Below are 18755 nucleotides of genomic sequence, written 5' to 3' on the forward strand. Positions count from 1 at the left end.
TGCAGAATTGTCCCATGCCCGCCGCCTCCCAGTCCGCCTCGCGCGAAAAGCCCCCGCCAGCCGCCCCCGCCAAGGCCGCGCCCGGCGCCGGGCCGAGCGCGGTGCAGCGGGCGCTGCGCAAGCTGGGGCTGGTGCGCGACATCGACTTCGCCCTCTACCTGCCGATGCGCTACGAGGACGAGACGCAGATCGTGCGCCTGGCCGACGTGCGCGACGGCGACACGGCGCAGATCGAGGCCGTGGTCACTTCCAGCGAAGTGGTCTACCGCCCGCGCCGCCAGCTCATCGTCACGGTGGACGACGGCAGCGACACCTGCCAGCTGCGCTTCTTCAACTTCTACCCGTCGCAGCAGAAGCAGCTGGCCGTGGGTGCGCGGGTTCGGCTTCGCGGCGAGGTGCGCGGCGGCTTCATGGGCCGCACGATCATGCATCCCACGGTGAAGGCCGCCGGCACCGACCTGCCGGAGGCGCTCACGCCGGTGTACTCCACCATCGCCGGGCTGGCGCAGCCGGTGCTGCGGCGCGAGGTGCGCTCGGGACTGGCGCGTGCGCTGCTGGACGAGACCCTGCCGCAGGGCGACGCCTGGCAGCCGGCCTGGGACCTGCGGCGCTCGCTCAGCTTCCTGCACTACCCGGCGCCCGACGTGGCCATGGCCACGCTGGAAGACCACAGCCACCCGGCGTGGCAGCGCATCAAGGCCGAGGAGTTGCTGGCGCAGCAGCTCTCGCAGCACCAGGCGCGCAGCGAGCGTGCAGCGCAGCGCGCGCCCGTGCTCTCGCGCCTGGCCGGCAAGGAGTCGCTGGTCGAGCAACTGCTCGCCGTGCTGCCCTTTGACCTCACCGGCGCGCAGCGGCGCGTGGTGGAGGAGATCGGCAAGGACCTCGGCCATTCGGTGCCCATGCACCGCCTGCTGCAGGGCGACGTGGGCTCGGGCAAGACCGTGGTGGCCGCGCTGGCGGCGGCGCTGTGCATCGACGCGGGCTACCAGTGCGCACTGATGGCGCCCACCGAGATCCTGGCCTCGCAGCATTTCGGCAAGCTGGTCGGCTGGCTCGATCCGCTGCTGGCCAGCCGCGGCCTGCGCGTGGCCTGGCTCACGGGCAGCCAGAAGAAGAAGGAGCGCGACACCATGGAGGCCGCGCTGGAAAGCGGCGAGGCGGCCCTGGTGATCGGCACGCACGCCGTCATCTCCGACAAGGTGCGCTTCAGGAACCTGGCGCTGGCCATCGTCGACGAGCAGCACCGCTTCGGCGTCGCGCAGCGCCTGGCCCTGCGCGGCAAGGCGGTGGGCGGCCAGGAGCCGCACCTCCTGATGATGAGCGCCACGCCCATCCCGCGCACGCTTGCCATGAGCTACTACGCCGACCTGGACGTCTCCACGCTCGACGAGCTGCCGCCCGGCCGCACCCCCATCGTGACCAAGCTGGTGGCCGAGCACCGGCGCGACGAGGTCATCGACCGCATCCAGGCGCAGCTGGAGCAGGGCCGGCAGGTCTACTGGGTCTGCCCGCTGATCGAGGAGAGCGAGGCCGTCGACCTGCGCAACGCCACCGCCACCCGCGACGAGCTGGCCGACGCGCTGGGCGACCAGGTGCAGGTGGGCTTGTTGCACTCGCGCATGCCCACGGCCGAGAAGGCCTCGGTGATGGATGAATTCAGCGCCGGGCGCCTGCACGTGCTGGTGAGCACCACGGTGATCGAGGTCGGGGTGGACGTGCCCAACGCCTCGCTGATGGTCATCGAGCATGCCGAGCGCTTCGGCCTGTCGCAGCTGCACCAGCTGCGCGGCCGGGTGGGCCGCGGCGCCGCGGCCTCGGCCTGCGTGCTGCTGTATTCGCCCAACGAGGGCGGCCGCGTGGGCGAGGCGGCGCGTGCGCGGCTGCGCGCCATGGCCGAGACCAGCGACGGCTTCGAGATCGCGCGGCGCGACCTGGAGATCCGCGGCCCCGGCGAGTTCCTGGGCGCGCGGCAGTCGGGCGCGCCGCTGCTGCGCTTCGCCGACCTGGCCACCGACACGCGCCTGCTCGAGTGGGCGCGCGAGCTGGCGCCGCGCATGCTGGGCACGCATCCCGAACTGGCGCAGCGCCACATCGACCGCTGGCTGGGCAGCCGCTCGGAGTACCTCAAGGCCTGAACTTCCCGCAGGGCTTCGGGGCTGCGCATAATTGACGCAAGCTATGACCCTGACCGAACTCAAATACATCGTTGCAGTGGCTCGCGAGCGGCATTTCGGCAAGGCCGCAGAAGCCTGTTTCGTCTCGCAACCCACCCTGTCGGTGGCCATCAAGAAGCTGGAAGACGAGCTGGAAGTCAAGCTCTTCGAGCGCAGCGCCGGCGAAGTCACCGTCACCCCGCTGGGCGAGCAGATCGTGCAGCAGGCGCAGAGCGTGCTCGACCAGGCGGCCAGCATCAAGGAGATCGCCAAGCGCGGAAAGGACCCGCTGGCCGGCCCGCTCAAGCTGGGCGTGATCTACACCATCGGCCCCTACCTGCTGCCCGACCTGGTGCGCCAGAACATCTCGCGCACGCCGCAGATGCCGCTGATGCTGCAGGAGAACTTCACCGCCAAGCTGCTGGACATGCTGCGCGCCGGCGAGATCGACGCCGCCATCATGGCCGAGCCTTTTCCCGACGCGGGCCTGGCGATCGCGCCGCTGTACGACGAGCCCTTCGTGGCGGCGGTTCCCTCGCACCATGAACTTGCGCAGAAGGAGTCCGTCACTTCCGACGAACTCAAGAGCGAGACCATGCTGCTGCTGGGCACCGGCCACTGCTTCCGCGACCACGTGCTGGAGGTGTGCCCGGAGTTCGCGCGCTTCTCCAGCAATGCCGAAGGCATCCGCAAGAGCTTCGAGGGCTCCTCGCTGGAGACCATCAAGCACATGGTGGCCGCGGGCATGGGCGTGACCCTGGTGCCGCGCCTGTCGGTGCCGCCGGAGTCGCTCAAGCCCCGGCCCAAGAGCCGCCGCGAGCCCGAGGCGCTGGTGCGCTACCTGCCGGTGCGCGACGCCGAGGGCCGCGAGCCGCCCACGCGCCGCGTGGTGCTGGCCTGGCGCCGCAGCTTCACCCGCTACGAAGCCATCGCCGCGCTGCGCAACGCGATCTACGCGTGCGAACTGCCCGGCGTGCAGCGGCTGTCATGAGCGCGCTGCACAGTTGATTGCATCGCGACCATAGTCGCGGGCTGGTTGCAGCAGCACGCCGGGGCTTCTACAGTTGCCTCTTTCTTCCACAACCAAGCACCAGAGAAGGGAACGCCACGCCATGGCCAAAGCACCGAAGAAGACGAAATCCTCCCCCATCGCGAAGTCGCCCGCATCGTCGGCGGGCAAGGTGCCCGTGAAGGGCGGCACCCGCGTGGCCGAGGAATCGGGCAGCCGCAGCGCGCCGATCATCAACATCGGCATCGAGCGCCAGGACCGCGCTGCCATCGCCGAGGGGCTTTCCCGCGTGCTGGCCGACACGTACACCCTGTACCTGACCACGCACAACTTCCACTGGAACGTGACCGGCCCGCACTTCAACTCGCTGCATGCGATGTTCATGGCGCAGTACACCGAGCTGTGGACGTCCACCGACGTGATCGCCGAGCGCATCCGCGCCCTGGGCCACTACGCGCCGGGCTCGTACGCAGAGTTCAGCAAGATCGCCACCGTGCCCGACGTGCCGGAGCATCCGCCCAAGGCCATGGAGATGGTGCGCATCCTGGTGAAGGGCCACGAGACCGTGTCGCGCATTGCGCGCGAGTTCATCCCGGTGGCCGAGGAAGCCGGCGACGACCCGACGGCCGACATGCTGACGGCCCGCTGCACGGTGCACGACCAGACCGCCTGGATGCTGCGTTCGCTGCTGGAGGAGTAAGCCTTGTCCCAGTCGATGCCGGCGGCAGCCGAGCGCGAGTCCGCGCCGTCATCGCCCGCCACGCCGCCCGCCCGCGGGCGGCTCGCGGCCTATCTCGACCTGATCCGCTGGAACCGTCCCGCCGGCTGGCTGCTGCTGCTGTGGCCCACGCTGAGCGCGCTGTGGTTCGCGGCGGACGGCTGGCCGGGCTGGCACCTGCTGGCGGTGTTCGTGCTGGGCACCATCCTCATGCGCAGCGCAGGCTGCTGCGTCAACGACGTGGCCGACCGCGACTTCGACCGCCACGTCAAGCGCACCGCCGCGCGGCCGGTGACCAGTGGCGAGGTCTCGGTGCGCGAGGCGCTGGGGCTGGGCGCGGTGCTGGCGCTGGTGGCCTTCGGCCTGGTGCTCACCACCAACCTGGCCACAGTGCTGTGGTCCTTCGCCGCGCTGGCGGTGACGCTGTTCTATCCCTTTGCCAAGCGCATCCTCGCCATTCCACAGGCGGTGCTGGGCATCGCCTTCAGCTTCGGCATCCCGATGGCCTTCGCGGCGGTGACCGGCCAGGTGCCCGGCTTCGCCTGGCTGTTGCTGGCGGGCAACCTGTTCTGGGTGCTGGCCTACGACACCGAGTACGCCATGGTCGACCGCGACGACGACCTGAAGATCGGCATGAAGACCTCGGCCATCACCTTCGGCAGTTTCGACGTGGCGGCGGTGATGGCGAGCTACGCGCTGTTCCTGGCCGTGTGGGCCTGGGCCGGTGCCAGCCGCGGGCTGGGCGTTGTGTTCTACCTGGGCATCGCGGCGGCGCTGGGCCAGGCCGCCTGGCACTGGCAGCTCATCCGCGCACGCACGCGCGAAGGCTGCTTCAAGGCCTTTCGGCTGAACCACTGGCTGGGCTTCACAGTGTTCGCCGGCGTGGTGGCCGGCTACCTGCTGCGCTGAAAGAAAAGGCTTCAGCCGCGGCCGAACTCGTCGCCGAGCTCGGCCGCACGGCGCTGCGCCGCCCACAGGGCGCGCACGAAGGCGTCCTGCATGCCGTCCGCCTCCATCGAGCTGATCGCCGCATGGGTGGTGCCGCCCTTGGAAGTGACGCGCTGGCGCATCAGCTCGAGCGGGTCCTGGCTGCCGTGCGCCAGGGCGGCCGAGCCGCCGAAGGTGCCCACGGCCAGCTGCCGCGCCTGCGCTTCGCTCAGCCCCATCTGGACGCCGGCCTTCACCATGGCCTCCAGGTAGAAGAAGACGTAGGCCGGGCCGGAGCCGGAGAGGGCGGTGACCGCGTCCAGCTGTTCCTCGCGTTCCAGCCAGAGCAGTTCGCCGGTGGGGCGCAGGACTGACTCCACCTGTTGCCGGTCGGCGTCCGTCACCTCGGCGGTGGCATACAGCGCCGTCATGCCCTTGCCGATCAGCGCCGGCGTGTTGGGCATGGCACGGGTCACGCGCTGCGTGCCCAGCCAGCGGGTGATGCTGTCCGTGCGGATGCCGGCGGCCACGCTGATATGAAGGGCCTCGCGCGCGAGGTCGGCGACGGGCTGCGCGGCCTCCTTGAAGGTCTGCGGCTTGACCGCCCAGACCACTGTCCGGCAGCCCCGGAGATCCGGCCCGGGAGCCGGGCTGGACGCCACGCCCAACTGCCGCTGAAGCTGGTCCCGCGCCGCTTCGAAGGGCTCGATGACGTGGATGGCGGCTGGCGCCATCCCTTGCTCGATCAGGCCGCCGATGATGGCGCTGGCCATGTTGCCGCCGCCGATGAAGGCGATGCGCTGGGCCGCCGAGGGCTGGCCGGAGGGTTGCGAGGTGCTCATGCAGGCGAGTTTAGGCTTGCCCGCCCCTGGGAACTGCGCCCCCGACGCTCGGCGCAACCGACCCAGTTGACAGCCCGCTCAACCCGTGCCACAATCGCTGGCTTCGCTTTGAAAAAGGCGGAGCTTTCAGCCCAATTGACGGCGCTTCGAGTGGTTCGAGGCGTCAACAGCGGGCCCAAGACTGACTGAAGTCGGTTGCCAGCAGATGGGTGCAATGCCTCCTGCGGTGGTCGTGATCAGTACAAGTTGGGAACTAAGACAAATGATCCAAACTGAATCCAGGCTCGAAGTGGCCGACAACACGGGCGCGAAATCCGTCCTGTGTATCAAGGTGCTTGGCGGCTCCAAGCGTCGCTATGCAAGCGTTGGTGACATCATCAAGGTGAGCATCAAGGAAGCCGCGCCCCGTGGCCGCGTCAAGAAGGGCGAAATCTACAGCGCCGTGGTGGTTCGCACCGCCAAGGGCATCCGCCGTGCAGACGGCTCGCTGGTGAAGTTCGACGGCAATGCCGCCGTGCTGCTCAACGCCAAGCTCGAACCCATCGGCACCCGCATCTTCGGCCCGGTCACGCGTGAACTGCGTACCGAGAAGTTCATGAAGATCGTGTCGCTGGCTCCCGAAGTTCTCTAAGGACACAACGCCATGAACAAGATTCGCAAAGGCGACCAGGTCATCGTGTTGGCCGGGCGCGACAAGGGCAAGCGCGGCACCGTCACGCTGCGCAAGGACGATTCGCACCTCGTCATCGAGGGCATCAATCTCGTCAAGAAGCACACCAAGCCGAACCCCATGAAGGGTACGACCGGTGGCATCGTCGAGAAGTCCATGCCGATTCACCAATCCAATGTGGCGATCTTCAATGCCGCCACCGGCAAGGCTGATCGCGTGGGCATCAAGGTCACGGACGGCAAGCGCGTGCGCGTCTTCAAGTCCAGCGGCGACGAAATCAAGGTCGCCTAAGAGGTACGCACATGGCACGACTCCAACAACACTACCGCGAAAAGATCGCCAAGGACCTGACCGAGAAGTTCGGCTACAAGTCCCCGATGCAGGTCCCCCGCCTGACCAAGATCACGCTCAACATGGGCGTGGGCGAGGCCGTGGCCGACAAGAAGGTGCTCGACAACGCCGTTGGCGATCTGACCAAGATCGCCGGCCAGAAGCCCGTCGTCACCAAGTCGAAGAAGGCCATCGCAGGCTTCAAGATCCGTGAACAACAGCCCATCGGCTGCATGGTGACCCTGCGCGGCGTTCAGATGTACGAATTCCTGGACCGCTTCGTGACCGTGGCACTGCCGCGCGTTCGCGACTTCCGCGGTATCTCGGGCCGTGCCTTCGATGGCCGCGGCAACTACAACATCGGCGTCAAAGAACAGATCATCTTCCCCGAGATCGAGTACGACAAGGTCGATGCACTGCGTGGTCTGAACATCAGCATCACGACGACGGCCAAGACCGATGAAGAAGCCAAGGCGCTGCTCGCCGGCTTCCGTTTCCCGTTCAAGAACTGAGGTGATCTGTGGCTAAAGTAGCTTTGATCCAGCGCGAACTCAAGCGCGACAAACTGGCCGCCAAGTACGCTGCCAAGTACACCGAGCTGAAGGCGATCGCCAACGACGCGAAGAAGAGCGACGAAGAGCGCGCTGCCGCCCGTCTGGGCCTGCAGAAGCTCCCGCGCAACGCGAACCCCACGCGTCAGCGCAACCGTTGCGAAATCACCGGTCGCCCGCGCGGCACCTTCCGTCAATTCGGTCTGGCCCGCGCCAAGATCCGCGAACTGGCTTTCGCAGGCGACATCCCCGGTGTCACCAAGGCCAGCTGGTAAGCCAGGCAGGAGCAAACAACATGAGCATGAGTGATCCCATTGCCGACCTGCTGACGCGTATCCGCAACGCGCAGATGGTGGCGAAGCCCACCGTGTCGGTCCCGTCTTCCAAGGTGAAGATCGCGATCGCACAAGTCCTGAAGGACGAGGGCTACATCGACGGTTTCCAGGTCAAGACCGAAGCCGGCAAGAGCGAGCTTGAAATCTCGCTGAAGTACTACGCCGGCCGTCCGGTGATCGAGCGCATCGAGCGCGTGAGCCGTCCCGGCCTGCGCGTGTACAAGGCCAGCGCCGCGATCCCGCAGGTGCAGAACGGCCTGGGCGTCGCCATCGTGACCACGCCCCAGGGCGTGATGACCGATCGCAAGGCCCGCGCCAATGGCGTCGGCGGCGAAGTGCTGTGCTACGTCGCCTGATCGAGGAGCAAAAGAATGTCCCGAGTAGGTAAATCGCCGGTCGCCATCCCGCAAGGCGTGGATGTGTCGATCAAGGAAGACCAGATCAGCGTCAAGGGCGCTGGTGGTCAACTGTCGCTGGCCAGCAACCCGCTGGTCATCGTCAAGAACAACGACGGCAAGCTGAGCTTTGCGCCGGCCAACGACTCGCGTGAAGCCAACGCGATGAGCGGCACGCTGCGCCAGCTGGTCAACAACATGGTGCTTGGCGTGACCAAGGGCTTCGAGAAGAAGCTGAACCTGGTGGGCGTGGGCTTCAAGGCCTCGGCGCAGGGCGCCAAGCTCAACCTCGCGGTTGGCTTCTCGCACCCGGTCGACATCGCCATGCCGCAAGGCATCACGGTGGCCACGCCGGTGCCGACCGAAATCATCATCAAGGGTGCCGATCGCCAACGTGTTGGCCAGATCGCCGCCGAGATCCGCGCTGTTCGTCCGCCCGAGCCCTACAAGGGCAAGGGGATCCGTTATTCGGACGAGAAGATCGTGATCAAAGAGACCAAGAAGAAGTAAGGGGCAGCAAAATGATGTTGACCAAGAAGGAACAGCGTCTTCGCCGCGCGCGCCAGACCCGCATTCGCATCGCGAACCAGGGTGTCGCCCGCCTGTCGGTGAACCGCACCAACCTGCACATCTACGCAACGGTCGTGTCCGAAGACGGCACCAAGGTGCTGGCCTCGGCCTCCACCGCCGAAGCCGAAGTGCGCTCGTCGCTGGGCGGCGCTGGCAAGGGCAGCAACACCGCTGCCGCCACGCTCGTCGGCAAGCGCATCGCCGAGAAGGCCAAGGCCGCCGGCGTCGAGAAGGTTGCATTCGACCGCGCTGGCTTCGCCTACCACGGCCGCGTCAAGGCCCTGGCCGACGCTGCCCGCGAAGCCGGTCTGCAGTTCTAACCGAATACGAGTATCAAGATGGCAAAGATTCAGGCAAGAACGCAGAACGAAGGCCCCGAGGACGGTCTGCGCGAGAAGATGATCGCGATCAACCGCGTCACCAAGGTGGTGAAGGGTGGTCGTATCCTCGGTTTCGCAGCGCTGACCGTGGTCGGTGACGGCGACGGCCGCGTCGGCATGGGCAAGGGCAAGTCCAAGGAAGTGCCCGCTGCCGTGCAGAAGGCAATGGAAGAAGCCCGTCGCAACCTGTTCAAGGGCGCGATCAAGAACGGTACGCTGCACCACGCCGTGCACGGTCACCACGGTGCCTCCAAGGTCGTGATGTACCCGGCCCCCAAGGGTACCGGCATCATCGCCGGCGGCCCGATGCGCGCCGTGTTCGAAGTGATGGGCATCACCGACGTCGTGGCCAAGAGCCACGGTTCGTCGAACCCCTACAACATGGTTCGCGCCACGCTGAACGGCCTGCGCAACGCTACGACGGCTTCCGAAGTCGCCGCCAAGCGTGGCCTGACGGTCGAACAGCTGTTCACCGCCTAAGCCGGAGCATCCCAAATGACGCAACAACAAACCGTCAAGGTGCAATTGGTTCGTAGCCCGATTGGCACCAAGCAATCGCATCGCGACACCGTTCGTGGCCTGGGCCTGCGCAAGCTCAACTCCGTGTCGGAGCTGCAGGACACGCCCGCCGTGCGCGGCATGATCAACAAGATCAGCTACCTGGTCAAAGTGCTCTAAACAAGAGCTGCTGAGAGAGACGATATGGAACTCAATGGCATCAAGCCCGCTGCCGGCGCCAAGCACGCGAAGCGTCGCGTCGGTCGCGGCATCGGCTCCGGCCTGGGCAAGACCGCTGGCCGTGGTCACAAGGGTCAGAAGTCGCGTTCGGGCGGCTACCACAAGGTGGGCTTCGAAGGCGGTCAAATGCCTCTGCAGCGGCGCCTCCCCAAGCGCGGCTTCAAGTCGCAGACGCTGAAGTACAACGCCGAAGTCACCCTGGCCGCTCTCGAGCAGCTGGGCCTGGCCGAAGTCGACGTCCTGGCGCTGAAGCAAGCCGGCCTGGTGGGCCAGCTGGCCAAGGTGGTCAAGGTCGTGAAGTCGGGTGAACTCACCAAGTCCGTCAAGCTGACGGGCGTCGGCGCGACGGCAGGTGCCAAGGCTGCGATCGAAGCAGCCGGCGGCAGCGTCGCTTAACCAGAAGCATTGAGCTGAAGGCAGTTCGTGGCAACTAACGCGGCAACGCTCGCAAAGACAGGCAAGTTCGGCGACCTGCGTCGTCGGCTCGTGTTCTTGCTGCTCGCTCTCGTGGTCTATCGGATCGGGGCGCACATTCCCGTGCCTGGCATCAACCCGGACCAGCTGGCACAGCTGTTCCAGGGCCAGCAGGGTGGCATCCTGAGCCTGTTCAACATGTTCTCGGGCGGGGCGCTGTCGCGCTTCACCGTGTTCGCGTTGGGCATCATGCCGTACATCTCCGCGTCGATCATCATGCAACTGATGACCTACGTGGTGCCGACCTTCGAGCAGCTGAAGAAGGAAGGCGAGTCCGGACGCCGCAAGATCACCCAGTACACGCGCTACGGCGCACTGGGCCTGGCGCTGTTCCAGTCCTTCAGCATCGCGGTGGCGCTGGAATCGTCCGCTGGCCTGGTGATCAACCCGGGCTTCGGCTTCCGCATCACGGCCATGGTCAGCCTCACCGCTGGCTCGATGTTCCTGATGTGGCTGGGCGAGCAGATCACCGAACGCGGCCTGGGCAACGGCATCTCGATCCTGATCTTCGCGGGCATCGCCGCGGGTCTGCCCGGCGCCATCGGCGGCCTGGCATCGCTGGTGACCACCGGCGCCATGAACCCGATCGTTGCGCTTCTGATCGTCGCGATCGTGGTGCTGGTCACCTACTTCGTGGTGTTCGTGGAACGTGGCCAGCGCAAGATCCTGGTGAACTATGCGCGTCGCCAGGTGGGCAACAAGGTGTACGGCGGCCAGTCCTCGCACCTGCCGCTGAAGCTGAACATGGCCGGCGTGATTCCGCCCATCTTCGCTTCGTCGATCATCCTGCTGCCGGCCACGGTGGTGGGCTGGTTCAGCGCAGGTGACAGCGGCTGGCGCTGGATCCGCGACATCGCCAGTGCCCTGCGCCCCGGCGAGCCGATCTACGTGCTGCTGTACGCAGCGGCCATCGTGTTCTTCTGCTTCTTCTACACGGCGTTGGTCTTCAACAGCCGCGAGACGGCAGACAACCTGAAGAAGAGCGGTGCCTTCATCCCTGGCATCCGCCCGGGTGACCAGACCGCCCGGTATATCGACAAGATCCTGGTTCGCCTCACGCTGGCGGGCGCGGTGTACATCACCTTCGTCTGCCTGCTGCCGGAGTTCCTGATCCTGAAATACAACGTGCCGTTCTACTTCGGTGGGACTTCACTGCTGATCATCGTGGTGGTCACGATGGACTTCATGGCCCAGGTGCAGAACTACATGATGTCCCAGCAATACGAATCGCTGCTCAAGAAGGCCAGCTTCAAGACCTCCTGAGCACCAGGCGAGCCCACAAGACGACGTAGAGAGATTTAGGAGTACCAAATGAGAGTTTCGGCTTCGGTCAAGACCATCTGCCGCAATTGCAAGATCATCCGCCGCAAGGGTGTGGTGCGTGTGATCTGTTCCGACCCGCGCCACAAGCAGCGCCAGGGTTGATTCGACAAGAAGAGATTTAGAGGACGCACATGGCACGTATTGCTGGCATCAACATTCCGCCGCACAAGCACGCCGAGATCGGTCTGACCGCCATCTTCGGTATCGGGCGCACCCGCGCTCGTCAGATCTGCGAAGCGACCGGTATCGACTACGCGAAGAAGATCAAGGACCTGACGGACGCCGATCTGGAAAAGATCCGCGACCAGATCGCCCAGTTCACGATCGAAGGCGACCTGCGCCGCGAAACGACGATGAACATCAAGCGCTTGATGGACATCGGCTGCTATCGCGGTTTCCGCCACCGTCGCGGCCTGCCGATGCGCGGTCAGCGCACGCGCACCAACGCCCGCACCCGCAAGGGTCCGCGCAAGGCTGCGCAGTCCCTGAAGAAGTAAGGATAGAAAAGCATGGCTAAAGCTCCTGCCAACAACGCAGCACAGCGCGTTCGCAAGAAGGTCCGCAAGAACGTTGCGGACGGCATCGCCCACGTGCACGCCTCGTTCAACAACACCATCATCACGATCACCGATCGCCAGGGCAACGCCCTGTCGTGGGCTTCGTCGGGTGGCCAAGGCTTCAAGGGCTCGCGCAAGTCGACCCCCTTCGCAGCCCAGGTCGCTTCCGAAGTGGCTGGCCGTGCCGCGGTGGAACAAGGCATCAAGAACGTCGACGTCGAGATCAAGGGTCCCGGCCCGGGTCGCGAATCGTCGGTGCGCGCCCTGGCCGCACTAGGCATCCGCATCAACTCGATCTCGGACGTGACGCCGGTGCCGCACAACGGCTGCCGTCCCCAGAAGCGCCGCCGCATCTAAGCGCGCAGCTTCAAGGCGCAGCCTGCATTCGTGCAGTCTGCGCGTTTTGTTTTTTGGTTGTTTCTTAGCAAGCCCACCGCCGCCGGCCGATTGCGCTGAGCGGCTCCCGCGAAAGGATGATCTTTCGCGGCAGATGACACAAAGGAAGATCTCGTGGCACGTTACCTCGGCCCCAAGGCCAAACTCTCCCGCCGTGAAGGCACCGACCTGTTCCTCAAGAGCGCCCGCCGCTCCATCCAGGACAAGGCCAAGTTCGACTCCAAGCCCGGCCAGCACGGCCGCACCTCGGGCCAGCGCACCTCCGACTTCGGCCTGCAGCTGCGCGAGAAGCAGAAGGTCAAGCGCATGTACGGCGTGCTGGAGAAGCAGTTCCGCCGCTACTTCGAGGAAGCCGATCGCCGCCGTGGCAACACCGGCGCCAACCTGCTGTTCCTGCTCGAATCGCGCCTGGACAACGTGGTCTACCGCATGGGCTTCGGCTCCACCCGCGCCGAAGCGCGCCAGCTGGTGTCGCACAAGGCCATCACGGTGAACGGCAAGTCGGTCAACATTCCGTCGTACCTGGTCAAGGCCGGCGACGTGGTGGCCGTGCGCGAAAAGTCCAAGAAGCAGACCCGCGTGGCCGAGGCCCTGCAACTGGCCGCCCAAGTGGGCATGCCCGCCTGGGTCGACGTGAATGCCGACAAGGCCGAAGGCGTCTTCAAGAAGACCCCGGACCGCGACGAATTCGCCGCCGACATCAACGAATCGCTGATCGTCGAACTCTACTCTCGTTAAGAGTTTCGAAGGACGAGGCTGCGCAAGCAGCCTCGTCATCTTCCGTTTAGTAGTCCCCTGATGCCCCGCAAGGTATCCAGGACCCCAGCCTTACCGGTGTAACGAGCCGGGGGTATTGAGAGGAAAGTCTGCATGCAAACCACCCTGCTGAAACCCAAGACCATCCAGGTCGAGCAACTGGCGCCCAACAAGGCCAAGGTGACGCTCGAGCCTTTCGAGCGCGGCTACGGCCACACGCTCGGCAACGCGCTGCGTCGCGTTCTGCTCTCGTCGATGGTTGGTTATTCGGCGACCGAAGTGACCATTGCTGGCGTTCTGCACGAGTACTCGTCGATCGACGGCGTCCAGGAAGATGTGGTCAACATCCTCCTGAACCTCAAGGGCGTGGTGTTCAAGCTCCACAACCGCGACGAAGTCACGCTGAGCCTGCGCAAGGACGGCGAAGGCCCGGTCACCGCATCCGACATCCAGACCCCGCACGACGTCGAGATCATCAACCCTGATCACGTGATCGCGCACCTGTCGCAAGGCGGCAAGCTCGACATGCAGATCAAGGTCGAGAAGGGTCGCGGCTACGTGCCCGGCACCATGCGCCGCTACGCCGACGAGCCCACCAAGTCGATCGGCCGCATCGTCCTGGACGCTTCGTTCTCGCCCGTCAAGCGCGTGAGCTACACCGTCGAGAGCGCCCGCGTCGAGCAGCGCACCGACCTGGACAAGCTGCTGGTCGAGATCGAGACCAACGGCGCCATCACCGCTGAAGACGCGGTGCGTGCCTCGGCCAAGATCCTGGTCGAGCAGCTGGCCGTGTTCGCACAGCTGGAAGGCGGCGAACTGGCTGCCTTCGACGCGCCTGCCCCGCGCAGCGCCCAGCAGTTCGACCCGATCCTGCTGCGCCCCGTGGACGAGCTGGAGCTGACGGTGCGTTCGGCCAACTGCCTGAAGGCCGAAAACATCTACTACATCGGCGACCTGATCCAGCGCACCGAGAACGAGCTGCTCAAGACCCCGAACCTGGGTCGCAAGTCGCTCAACGAAATCAAGGAAGTGCTGGCTTCGCGCGGCCTGACCCTGGGCATGAAGCTCGAGAGCTGGCCGCCGGCCGGTCTCGACAAGCGTTAATCAATTTACCAAGCAAGTGCCATTCGGGAAATCGGATGGCGCGAAGGGCAGTACCTGATACGGCTGCCTTTATTAGAAACCTCGAAAGGAAAAATCATGCGTCACGGTCACGGCCTTCGCAAACTCAACCGCACCAGCTCGCACCGCCTCGCGATGCTGCAGAACATGATGAACTCGCTCATCGAGCATGAGGCCATCAAGACCACCGTGCCCAAGGCCAAGGAACTGCGTCGCGTCATCGAGCCGATGATCACGCTGGCCAAGAAGCCCACCGTCGCCAACAAGCGCCTGGCCTTCGACCGCCTGCGCGACCGCAACTCCGTGGTCAAGCTGTTCGACGAACTGGGCCCGCGCTACCAGACCCGTCCGGGCGGCTACACCCGCATCCTGAAGATGGGTTTCCGTGTGGGCGACAACGCTCCCATGGCCCTGGTCGAGCTGGTCGATCGCCCCGAAATTTCGGAGAGCACCGACGAGCAAAGCGCCGCGGAATAAGCTATAATGCAAGTCTGCCGCGCGATGGAGCAGCCTGGTAGCTCGTTGGGCTCATAACCCAAAGGTCGCAAGTTCAAATCTTGCTCGCGCAACCAAATTGAGAAAGCCTCTTGGAGAAATCCAAGGGGCTTTTTTCTTTGCTGATCCAGACGCACATCCATCCGTTTTCTCGATCATGTCTTTGCCCACCTTCAGACAAGCCGAGCCGCGCGACACCGCGCGCTGCTACGAGATCGAAAGCACGGCCTACGAAGGCGACGAAGCTGCCACGCTTACGAAGATCGCCACCCGTATCGCGCAGTACCCGCAGGGTTTCCTGGTGATGGAGCTGGAGGGGGAACTCATCGGTTTCATCAACAGCGGCTGCGCTCAAGAAGTCGTGTTGGCCGACGAGGCCTTCAAGGAGTTGGTGGGCCACGACCCCATGGCGCCCAACGTGGTGATCATGTCGGTGGCGATAGCTCCCGCGCATCAGGGCAAGGGCCACACGACGCCGATGATGAGGGCCTTCGTCGACCAGATGCGGCGCATGCACAAAAGCAGCATCCACCTCATGTGCCGGGAGCGCCATGTGGCGCTCTACGAAAGGCTGGGCTATCGCTACATCAGACCCTCGGACTCGGACCACGGCGGCATGGCGTGGCACGAGATGGTCATGGAGCTCTGAGGCGCGCGGCTACAGCACCTCGTCGCGCAGCTGCGGGAACACTTTCGAGACCTTGGCGAGCAGGTAGTCGCCATAGCGGCCATTGAAGGCATGCACGTTCGCGCGGTCCCAGCGCTCGGCGCTGTCGTCCTCTGCCGAGGCGCCAGCCAGTCCCTCGATGCGCTGCACGCGGGCCTCGAAATCGGGGTCGAAGAAAAGCGGGAAGGACAACCGGTCGCGCCCCGAGGTGTTGCGGATCACGCGGTGTGGCGTGGACTTGTAGAGCCCGCCCGTCATGCGGTCCAGCATGTCCCCGATGTTGCAGACGAAGGTGCCCGGCACGGGCGGTGCCTCGATCCAGCCGCCCGGCGTGTGCACGGCCAGGCCGCCTACCGTGTCCTGGTGCAGGATGGTCAGGAGGCCGTAGTCTGTGTGTTCGCCCACGCCCCAGGGCGCATCCACGCCTTGCGGCACAGCTTGCGTGGGGTAGTTGAAGATGCGGAACAGGATCAGCGGGTCGGCCGTGTACCGGTCGCTGAAGAAGCCAGCCGGCAAGCCCAGGCTCAGTGCGATGCCCTCCATCAGGCGATGCCCCAGCCGGCTCACCGCGTCGATGTAGTCGAGGATGGTGGCGCGGAACTGCTCCAGGCCGGGTGCCTGGGGAAAGAGGTTGGCGCCATGCACCGGCATGCGCGCCCTCACGCGCGGGTGCTCGGGCGGCAGCTCGGTGCCCAGGTACAGGCCTTCCTTCCAGTCCGGCCGTCCCGAAGTGAGCTCTCCGCCCAGCGGGAAGTAGCCGCGCCAGGCTCGCCCGCCCAGCGCCATGCGCCACTGCATCTTGGTGGCTTCCGGCAGGTCGAAGAAGCGGTGGCTGAGCAGCTCCAGCCGCGCAATCAGCGCCGCGTCCACGCCATGGTGGCTCACGTAGAAGAAGCCGTGCTCGCGGCAGGCCGCGCCGATCTGGTCGGCGGCCGCAGCGCGTTCGGGCGTTGCGGCCACCAGGGCCGACACGTCGATGACGGGCAACTGCGACACAGCGGAAGTGGGGTTCATGGTCGGTGCCTGCGTTCAGGTGTCCCGCGTGAAGGGCGAGCGGATGTCCGCAAGGAACTGCCGTGTGCGCGGATGCTGCGGATGGTTGAAGAATTCCTCGGGCACCGCACGCTCCAGCACGCGGCCCTGGTCCATGAAGAAGATGCGGTCGGACACCTCGCGCGCAAAGCCCATCTCGTGCGTGACGCACACCATGGTCATGCCGTCCTCGGCCAGGTCGCGCATCACCAGCAGCACCTCGCCGACCATCTCGGGGTCGAGCGCACTGGTGGGCTCGTCGAAGAGCATCAGCGGCGGCTGCATCGCCAGCGCCCGCGCGATCGCCACGCGCTGCTGCTGGCCGCCCGACAGCTCCGAAGGCCAGGCGTGTGCCTTGGCGGCCAGGCCGACGCGGTCGAGCAGCGCCATGGCCCTCTCCTCGGCCTGCGCGCGCGAGAGCCCGCGCAGCTGCATGGGCGCGAGCGTGCAGTTGCCCAGCACCGTGAGATGGGGGAACAGGTTGAACTGCTGGAACACGAAGCCGATGCGCGAGCGGAAGGCGTTCACGTCCAGGCCCGGCGCGTGGATGTCCTGGCCGTCGATCACGATGCGCCCGGCCTGGATCGGCTCCAGCCGGTTGAGCGTTCGGATCAGCGTCGACTTCCCCGAGCCCGAGGGCCCGCACACCACCACCACTTCGCCGGCGCGCACGGTCTCGCTCACCTCCACCAGCGCGTGGTAGCTGCCGTACCACTTGTTGACGCCCTGCATCTCGATCATGCGGACACCTCCCTGGCGGTCCGTGCGGCGGTGCTGGGCACCGTGCGCCGCGCCAGCCGGCGCTCCAGCCAGAAGGCGGCACGCGACAGGCCGAAGCACATGAGGAAATAGGTCAGCCCCAGGATGCCGTACACCTCGGCCGGCCGGGTGAAGACCTGCGTGTTGATCTGCGTGGCGATGAAGGACACCTCCGCCAGTCCGATGATGTAGCCCAGCGAGGTTTCCTTGATGGTGGAGACGAACTGGTTCACCAGCGAAGGCAGCATGCTGCGCAGTGCCTGTGGCAGCTGCACCAGCCGCATGCTGCGCGCGTAGTCCAGGCCCAGCGCACGCGCCGCCTCCGCCTGTCCGCGCGGCAGGCCCTGCACGCCGGCGCGCACGATCTCGGCGAGGTAGGCCGCATCGAAGACCACCAGCGCGATCAGCATGGTGCTGAACTGGTCGGTCTTCACGCCAGTGACGCTGGGCAGGAAGAAGTAGGCCCAGAACACCACCATCAGCAGCGGGATGCCGCGCACCACGTAGACCAGCCCGGTGACCGGCCAGCGCAGCCAGCGCCAGGGGCTCAGCCGCGCCAGGCCGAAGGCGATGCCCAACGGCAGCGCCAGCAGCAGCGCACTGCTGGCCAGCAGCACCGTGAGCGCCAGCCCGCCCAGCGGCCCGTTGGGGTACTGCCCGACCAGGAAGTACAGCCAGTAGGTCTGGATGATCTCAAGCATGCGGCGCGCCCTTCCTCATGTCGCGGGGCGCACCGGATAGCGGTGCTGGTACCAGCCCGCCAGGCCGGTGATGAGCAGCGACACGCTCAGGTAGGCGCAGCTGGCGAAGGCGAAGGATTCGAAGCTGCGAAAGCTCGCGCTCTCCACCTGGCCGGCCTGGTACATCAGCTCGGCCACGCCGATCACGGTGGCGATGGACGTGTTCTTCCACAGGTTGAGCGTCTGCGAGATGAGCGGCGGCACCGTCACGCGCAGCGCCTGCGGCAGCACCACGCGCCGCATCGTGGCCAGGTAGCCGAAGCCCAACGCGCGCCCTGCCTCGAACTGCACCGCCGGGATGCTGCGGATGCCGCTGCGGATGTCCTCGGCCATGTAGGCCGCGCTGTACAGGGCCAGCGCGATGATGGCGCTCACGGCCTCGATGTTGCGCGCGTAGAGCCATTCCTTGATGCCGGTGGGCAGCAGTTCCGGCGCGCCGAAATACCAGAAGAGCATGTGGGCCAGCAGCGGGATGTTGCGGATCAGCTCCACGTAGGCGAAGCCGATGCGCTGCAGCCAGGCCAGCGGCGACAGCCGCAGCAGCGCCACCGCGACGGCAATCGGCAGGGCCAGCAGGAAGGAGGCCGCCAGCAGCTGCAGCGACAGCCACAGGCCCGCCACCAGCATGTCGTGGTAGCGGCCGCTCAGGAGCAGGGTGTAGTCGAACAGGGGCATGCGTGAGGAGGAGGCGGCGCAGCAGTCCTGCGCCGCGTGGGCCGGCCATCGTACGCGGCAACGGCCATCGCTGCCAAAGCCTGCGCACACGGGCCGGGGCGGACCGGCGGCGCGTCCGCGCCCTCGAGCTTGCAAAGCAGG

The 18755-nt window shown here is 66.0% G+C and carries 27 protein-coding genes and 1 tRNA gene; 23 read left to right on the forward strand and 5 right to left on the reverse strand.

The window, feature by feature from the left end:
• The first annotated feature begins 14 nt into the window (after nt 1-14).
• The 4 genes from recG (at nt 15) to ubiA (ending at nt 4789) form a co-directional block, all read left to right on the forward strand.
• Nucleotides 15-2135: an ATP-dependent DNA helicase RecG gene (gene recG / locus BM345_RS19930; protein ID WP_093382537.1), complete on the forward strand. Its 2121-nt coding sequence runs from the start codon at nt 15-17 to the stop codon at nt 2133-2135.
• Nucleotides 2136-2178: 43 nt separating this feature from the next.
• On the forward strand, nt 2179-3144 hold the full coding sequence (locus BM345_RS19935) for a LysR substrate-binding domain-containing protein (RefSeq protein ID WP_093382541.1): 966 nt from the start codon (nt 2179-2181) through the stop codon (nt 3142-3144).
• Between the two features lie 121 nt (nt 3145-3265).
• Complete coding sequence (locus BM345_RS19940; RefSeq protein ID WP_093382544.1) at nt 3266-3862, forward strand: Dps family protein; 597 nt, start codon at nt 3266-3268, stop codon at nt 3860-3862.
• 15 nt (nt 3863-3877) lie between these two features.
• On the forward strand, nt 3878-4789 hold the full coding sequence (ubiA, locus tag BM345_RS19945; protein ID WP_093382547.1) for a 4-hydroxybenzoate octaprenyltransferase: 912 nt from the start codon (nt 3878-3880) through the stop codon (nt 4787-4789).
• 11 nt (nt 4790-4800) lie between these two features.
• On the opposite strand, the gene proC is transcribed toward ubiA, so the two are convergent.
• A complete protein-coding gene (gene proC, locus BM345_RS19950; protein ID WP_093382549.1) occupies nt 4801-5649 on the reverse strand; it encodes a pyrroline-5-carboxylate reductase in 849 nt (282 codons plus the stop codon).
• A gap of 262 nt (nt 5650-5911) precedes the next feature.
• On the opposite strand from proC, the gene rplN reads away from it, so the two are divergent.
• The 19 genes from rplN to BM345_RS20045 all read left to right on the forward strand — a co-directional run bounded on the left by rplN (nt 5912) and on the right by BM345_RS20045 (nt 15390).
• Nucleotides 5912-6280, forward strand: coding sequence for a 50S ribosomal protein L14 (gene rplN / locus BM345_RS19955; protein WP_093382552.1), 369 nt, complete (start codon nt 5912-5914; stop codon nt 6278-6280).
• Nucleotides 6281-6292: 12 nt separating this feature from the next.
• Complete coding sequence (gene rplX / locus BM345_RS19960) at nt 6293-6610, forward strand: 50S ribosomal protein L24 (RefSeq protein ID WP_093382555.1); 318 nt, start codon at nt 6293-6295, stop codon at nt 6608-6610.
• 11 nt (nt 6611-6621) lie between these two features.
• Nucleotides 6622-7161 carry a 50S ribosomal protein L5 gene (rplE, locus tag BM345_RS19965; protein WP_093382557.1) on the forward strand — a complete coding sequence of 180 codons (540 nt, stop codon included), beginning with the start codon at nt 6622-6624 and terminating at the stop codon, nt 7159-7161.
• Nucleotides 7162-7169: 8 nt separating this feature from the next.
• Entirely contained in the window at nt 7170-7475 is a 306-nt protein-coding gene (rpsN, locus tag BM345_RS19970) for a 30S ribosomal protein S14 (protein ID WP_093382560.1), read from the forward strand.
• A 20-nt stretch (nt 7476-7495) separates the two neighbouring features.
• Entirely contained in the window at nt 7496-7891 is a 396-nt protein-coding gene (gene rpsH / locus BM345_RS19975; RefSeq protein WP_093382562.1) for a 30S ribosomal protein S8, read from the forward strand.
• A 15-nt stretch (nt 7892-7906) separates the two neighbouring features.
• Entirely contained in the window at nt 7907-8440 is a 534-nt protein-coding gene (gene rplF, locus BM345_RS19980; RefSeq protein WP_093382566.1) for a 50S ribosomal protein L6, read from the forward strand.
• Between the two features lie 14 nt (nt 8441-8454).
• A complete protein-coding gene (gene rplR, locus BM345_RS19985; RefSeq protein WP_093382692.1) occupies nt 8455-8820 on the forward strand; it encodes a 50S ribosomal protein L18 in 366 nt (121 codons plus the stop codon).
• A gap of 18 nt (nt 8821-8838) precedes the next feature.
• Complete coding sequence (rpsE, locus tag BM345_RS19990; RefSeq protein ID WP_093382568.1) at nt 8839-9360, forward strand: 30S ribosomal protein S5; 522 nt, start codon at nt 8839-8841, stop codon at nt 9358-9360.
• A 15-nt stretch (nt 9361-9375) separates the two neighbouring features.
• On the forward strand, nt 9376-9558 hold the full coding sequence (gene rpmD, locus BM345_RS19995) for a 50S ribosomal protein L30 (RefSeq protein ID WP_093382571.1): 183 nt from the start codon (nt 9376-9378) through the stop codon (nt 9556-9558).
• A gap of 24 nt (nt 9559-9582) precedes the next feature.
• A complete protein-coding gene (gene rplO, locus BM345_RS20000) occupies nt 9583-10014 on the forward strand; it encodes a 50S ribosomal protein L15 (RefSeq protein WP_093382573.1) in 432 nt (143 codons plus the stop codon).
• Nucleotides 10015-10041: 27 nt separating this feature from the next.
• Nucleotides 10042-11355: a preprotein translocase subunit SecY gene (gene secY, locus BM345_RS20005; protein WP_093382576.1), complete on the forward strand. Its 1314-nt coding sequence runs from the start codon at nt 10042-10044 to the stop codon at nt 11353-11355.
• Nucleotides 11356-11403: 48 nt separating this feature from the next.
• Nucleotides 11404-11517, forward strand: a complete 114-nt coding sequence (rpmJ, locus tag BM345_RS20010) for a 50S ribosomal protein L36 (protein ID WP_068641696.1) — start codon at nt 11404-11406, stop codon at nt 11515-11517.
• A gap of 29 nt (nt 11518-11546) precedes the next feature.
• On the forward strand, nt 11547-11912 hold the full coding sequence (gene rpsM / locus BM345_RS20015) for a 30S ribosomal protein S13 (protein WP_093382577.1): 366 nt from the start codon (nt 11547-11549) through the stop codon (nt 11910-11912).
• Between the two features lie 12 nt (nt 11913-11924).
• On the forward strand, nt 11925-12329 hold the full coding sequence (gene rpsK, locus BM345_RS20020) for a 30S ribosomal protein S11 (protein WP_093382580.1): 405 nt from the start codon (nt 11925-11927) through the stop codon (nt 12327-12329).
• 153 nt (nt 12330-12482) lie between these two features.
• Entirely contained in the window at nt 12483-13106 is a 624-nt protein-coding gene (rpsD, locus tag BM345_RS20025; protein WP_093382582.1) for a 30S ribosomal protein S4, read from the forward strand.
• 132 nt (nt 13107-13238) lie between these two features.
• The gene (gene rpoA, locus BM345_RS20030; RefSeq protein ID WP_093382585.1) at nt 13239-14228 is read left to right on the forward strand and encodes a DNA-directed RNA polymerase subunit alpha; all 990 of its coding nucleotides are present in this window, start codon (nt 13239-13241) and stop codon (nt 14226-14228) included.
• A 96-nt stretch (nt 14229-14324) separates the two neighbouring features.
• Entirely contained in the window at nt 14325-14723 is a 399-nt protein-coding gene (gene rplQ / locus BM345_RS20035; RefSeq protein WP_093382588.1) for a 50S ribosomal protein L17, read from the forward strand.
• A gap of 18 nt (nt 14724-14741) precedes the next feature.
• A tRNA-Met gene (locus tag BM345_RS20040) sits at nt 14742-14818 on the forward strand.
• Nucleotides 14819-14898: 80 nt separating this feature from the next.
• Nucleotides 14899-15390, forward strand: a complete 492-nt coding sequence (locus BM345_RS20045) for a GNAT family N-acetyltransferase (protein ID WP_093382591.1) — start codon at nt 14899-14901, stop codon at nt 15388-15390.
• Nucleotides 15391-15399: 9 nt separating this feature from the next.
• Here BM345_RS20045 and BM345_RS20050 read toward each other — a convergent pair whose 3' ends face one another.
• The 4 genes from BM345_RS20050 to BM345_RS20065 are packed head-to-tail and all read right to left on the reverse strand — an operon-like array spanning nt 15400 to nt 18614.
• On the reverse strand, nt 15400-16422 hold the full coding sequence (locus tag BM345_RS20050) for an isopenicillin N synthase family dioxygenase (RefSeq protein WP_093382594.1): 1023 nt from the start codon (nt 16420-16422) through the stop codon (nt 15400-15402).
• A gap of 15 nt (nt 16423-16437) precedes the next feature.
• Nucleotides 16438-17181 carry an amino acid ABC transporter ATP-binding protein gene (locus tag BM345_RS20055; RefSeq protein ID WP_093382597.1) on the reverse strand — a complete coding sequence of 248 codons (744 nt, stop codon included), beginning with the start codon at nt 17179-17181 and terminating at the stop codon, nt 16438-16440.
• Entirely contained in the window at nt 17178-17900 is a 723-nt protein-coding gene (locus BM345_RS20060) for an amino acid ABC transporter permease (protein ID WP_093382599.1), read from the reverse strand. The genes BM345_RS20055 and BM345_RS20060 overlap by 4 nt, the downstream gene beginning before the upstream one ends.
• 15 nt (nt 17901-17915) lie before the next feature.
• A complete protein-coding gene (locus BM345_RS20065; protein WP_093382602.1) occupies nt 17916-18614 on the reverse strand; it encodes an amino acid ABC transporter permease in 699 nt (232 codons plus the stop codon).
• Between the last annotated feature and the right edge of the window lie 141 nt (nt 18615-18755).

It is taken from the genome of Variovorax sp. OV329 (assembly GCF_900114785.1).
In the GTDB taxonomy this organism is placed as follows: Bacteria; Pseudomonadota; Gammaproteobacteria; order Burkholderiales; family Burkholderiaceae_C; genus Variovorax.

What these genes read in the sequence shown, in the direction of transcription:
- recG (WP_093382537.1), top strand. Translation starts at nt 15, where the DNA reads ATGCCCGCCGCCTCCCAGTCCGCCTCGCGCGAAAAGCCCCCGCCAGCC.
- BM345_RS19935 (WP_093382541.1), top strand. Translation starts at nt 2,179, where the DNA reads ATGACCCTGACCGAACTCAAATACATCGTTGCAGTGGCTCGCGAGCGG.
- BM345_RS19940 (WP_093382544.1), top strand. Translation starts at nt 3,266, where the DNA reads ATGGCCAAAGCACCGAAGAAGACGAAATCCTCCCCCATCGCGAAGTCG.
- ubiA (WP_093382547.1), top strand. Translation starts at nt 3,878, where the DNA reads ATGCCGGCGGCAGCCGAGCGCGAGTCCGCGCCGTCATCGCCCGCCACG.
- proC (WP_093382549.1), bottom strand. Translation starts at nt 5,649, where the DNA reads ATGAGCACCTCGCAACCCTCCGGCCAGCCCTCGGCGGCCCAGCGCATC.
- rplN (WP_093382552.1), top strand. Translation starts at nt 5,912, where the DNA reads ATGATCCAAACTGAATCCAGGCTCGAAGTGGCCGACAACACGGGCGCG.
- rplX (WP_093382555.1), top strand. Translation starts at nt 6,293, where the DNA reads ATGAACAAGATTCGCAAAGGCGACCAGGTCATCGTGTTGGCCGGGCGC.
- rplE (WP_093382557.1), top strand. Translation starts at nt 6,622, where the DNA reads ATGGCACGACTCCAACAACACTACCGCGAAAAGATCGCCAAGGACCTG.
- rpsH (WP_093382562.1), top strand. Translation starts at nt 7,496, where the DNA reads ATGAGCATGAGTGATCCCATTGCCGACCTGCTGACGCGTATCCGCAAC.
- rplF (WP_093382566.1), top strand. Translation starts at nt 7,907, where the DNA reads ATGTCCCGAGTAGGTAAATCGCCGGTCGCCATCCCGCAAGGCGTGGAT.
- rplR (WP_093382692.1), top strand. Translation starts at nt 8,455, where the DNA reads ATGTTGACCAAGAAGGAACAGCGTCTTCGCCGCGCGCGCCAGACCCGC.
- rpsE (WP_093382568.1), top strand. Translation starts at nt 8,839, where the DNA reads ATGGCAAAGATTCAGGCAAGAACGCAGAACGAAGGCCCCGAGGACGGT.
- rpmD (WP_093382571.1), top strand. Translation starts at nt 9,376, where the DNA reads ATGACGCAACAACAAACCGTCAAGGTGCAATTGGTTCGTAGCCCGATT.
- rplO (WP_093382573.1), top strand. Translation starts at nt 9,583, where the DNA reads ATGGAACTCAATGGCATCAAGCCCGCTGCCGGCGCCAAGCACGCGAAG.
- rpmJ (WP_068641696.1), top strand. Translation starts at nt 11,404, where the DNA reads ATGAGAGTTTCGGCTTCGGTCAAGACCATCTGCCGCAATTGCAAGATC.
- rpsM (WP_093382577.1), top strand. Translation starts at nt 11,547, where the DNA reads ATGGCACGTATTGCTGGCATCAACATTCCGCCGCACAAGCACGCCGAG.
- rpsK (WP_093382580.1), top strand. Translation starts at nt 11,925, where the DNA reads ATGGCTAAAGCTCCTGCCAACAACGCAGCACAGCGCGTTCGCAAGAAG.
- rpoA (WP_093382585.1), top strand. Translation starts at nt 13,239, where the DNA reads ATGCAAACCACCCTGCTGAAACCCAAGACCATCCAGGTCGAGCAACTG.
- rplQ (WP_093382588.1), top strand. Translation starts at nt 14,325, where the DNA reads ATGCGTCACGGTCACGGCCTTCGCAAACTCAACCGCACCAGCTCGCAC.
- BM345_RS20045 (WP_093382591.1), top strand. Translation starts at nt 14,899, where the DNA reads ATGTCTTTGCCCACCTTCAGACAAGCCGAGCCGCGCGACACCGCGCGC.
- BM345_RS20050 (WP_093382594.1), bottom strand. Translation starts at nt 16,422, where the DNA reads ATGAACCCCACTTCCGCTGTGTCGCAGTTGCCCGTCATCGACGTGTCG.
- BM345_RS20055 (WP_093382597.1), bottom strand. Translation starts at nt 17,181, where the DNA reads ATGATCGAGATGCAGGGCGTCAACAAGTGGTACGGCAGCTACCACGCG.
- BM345_RS20060 (WP_093382599.1), bottom strand. Translation starts at nt 17,900, where the DNA reads ATGCTTGAGATCATCCAGACCTACTGGCTGTACTTCCTGGTCGGGCAG.
- BM345_RS20065 (WP_093382602.1), bottom strand. Translation starts at nt 18,614, where the DNA reads ATGCCCCTGTTCGACTACACCCTGCTCCTGAGCGGCCGCTACCACGAC.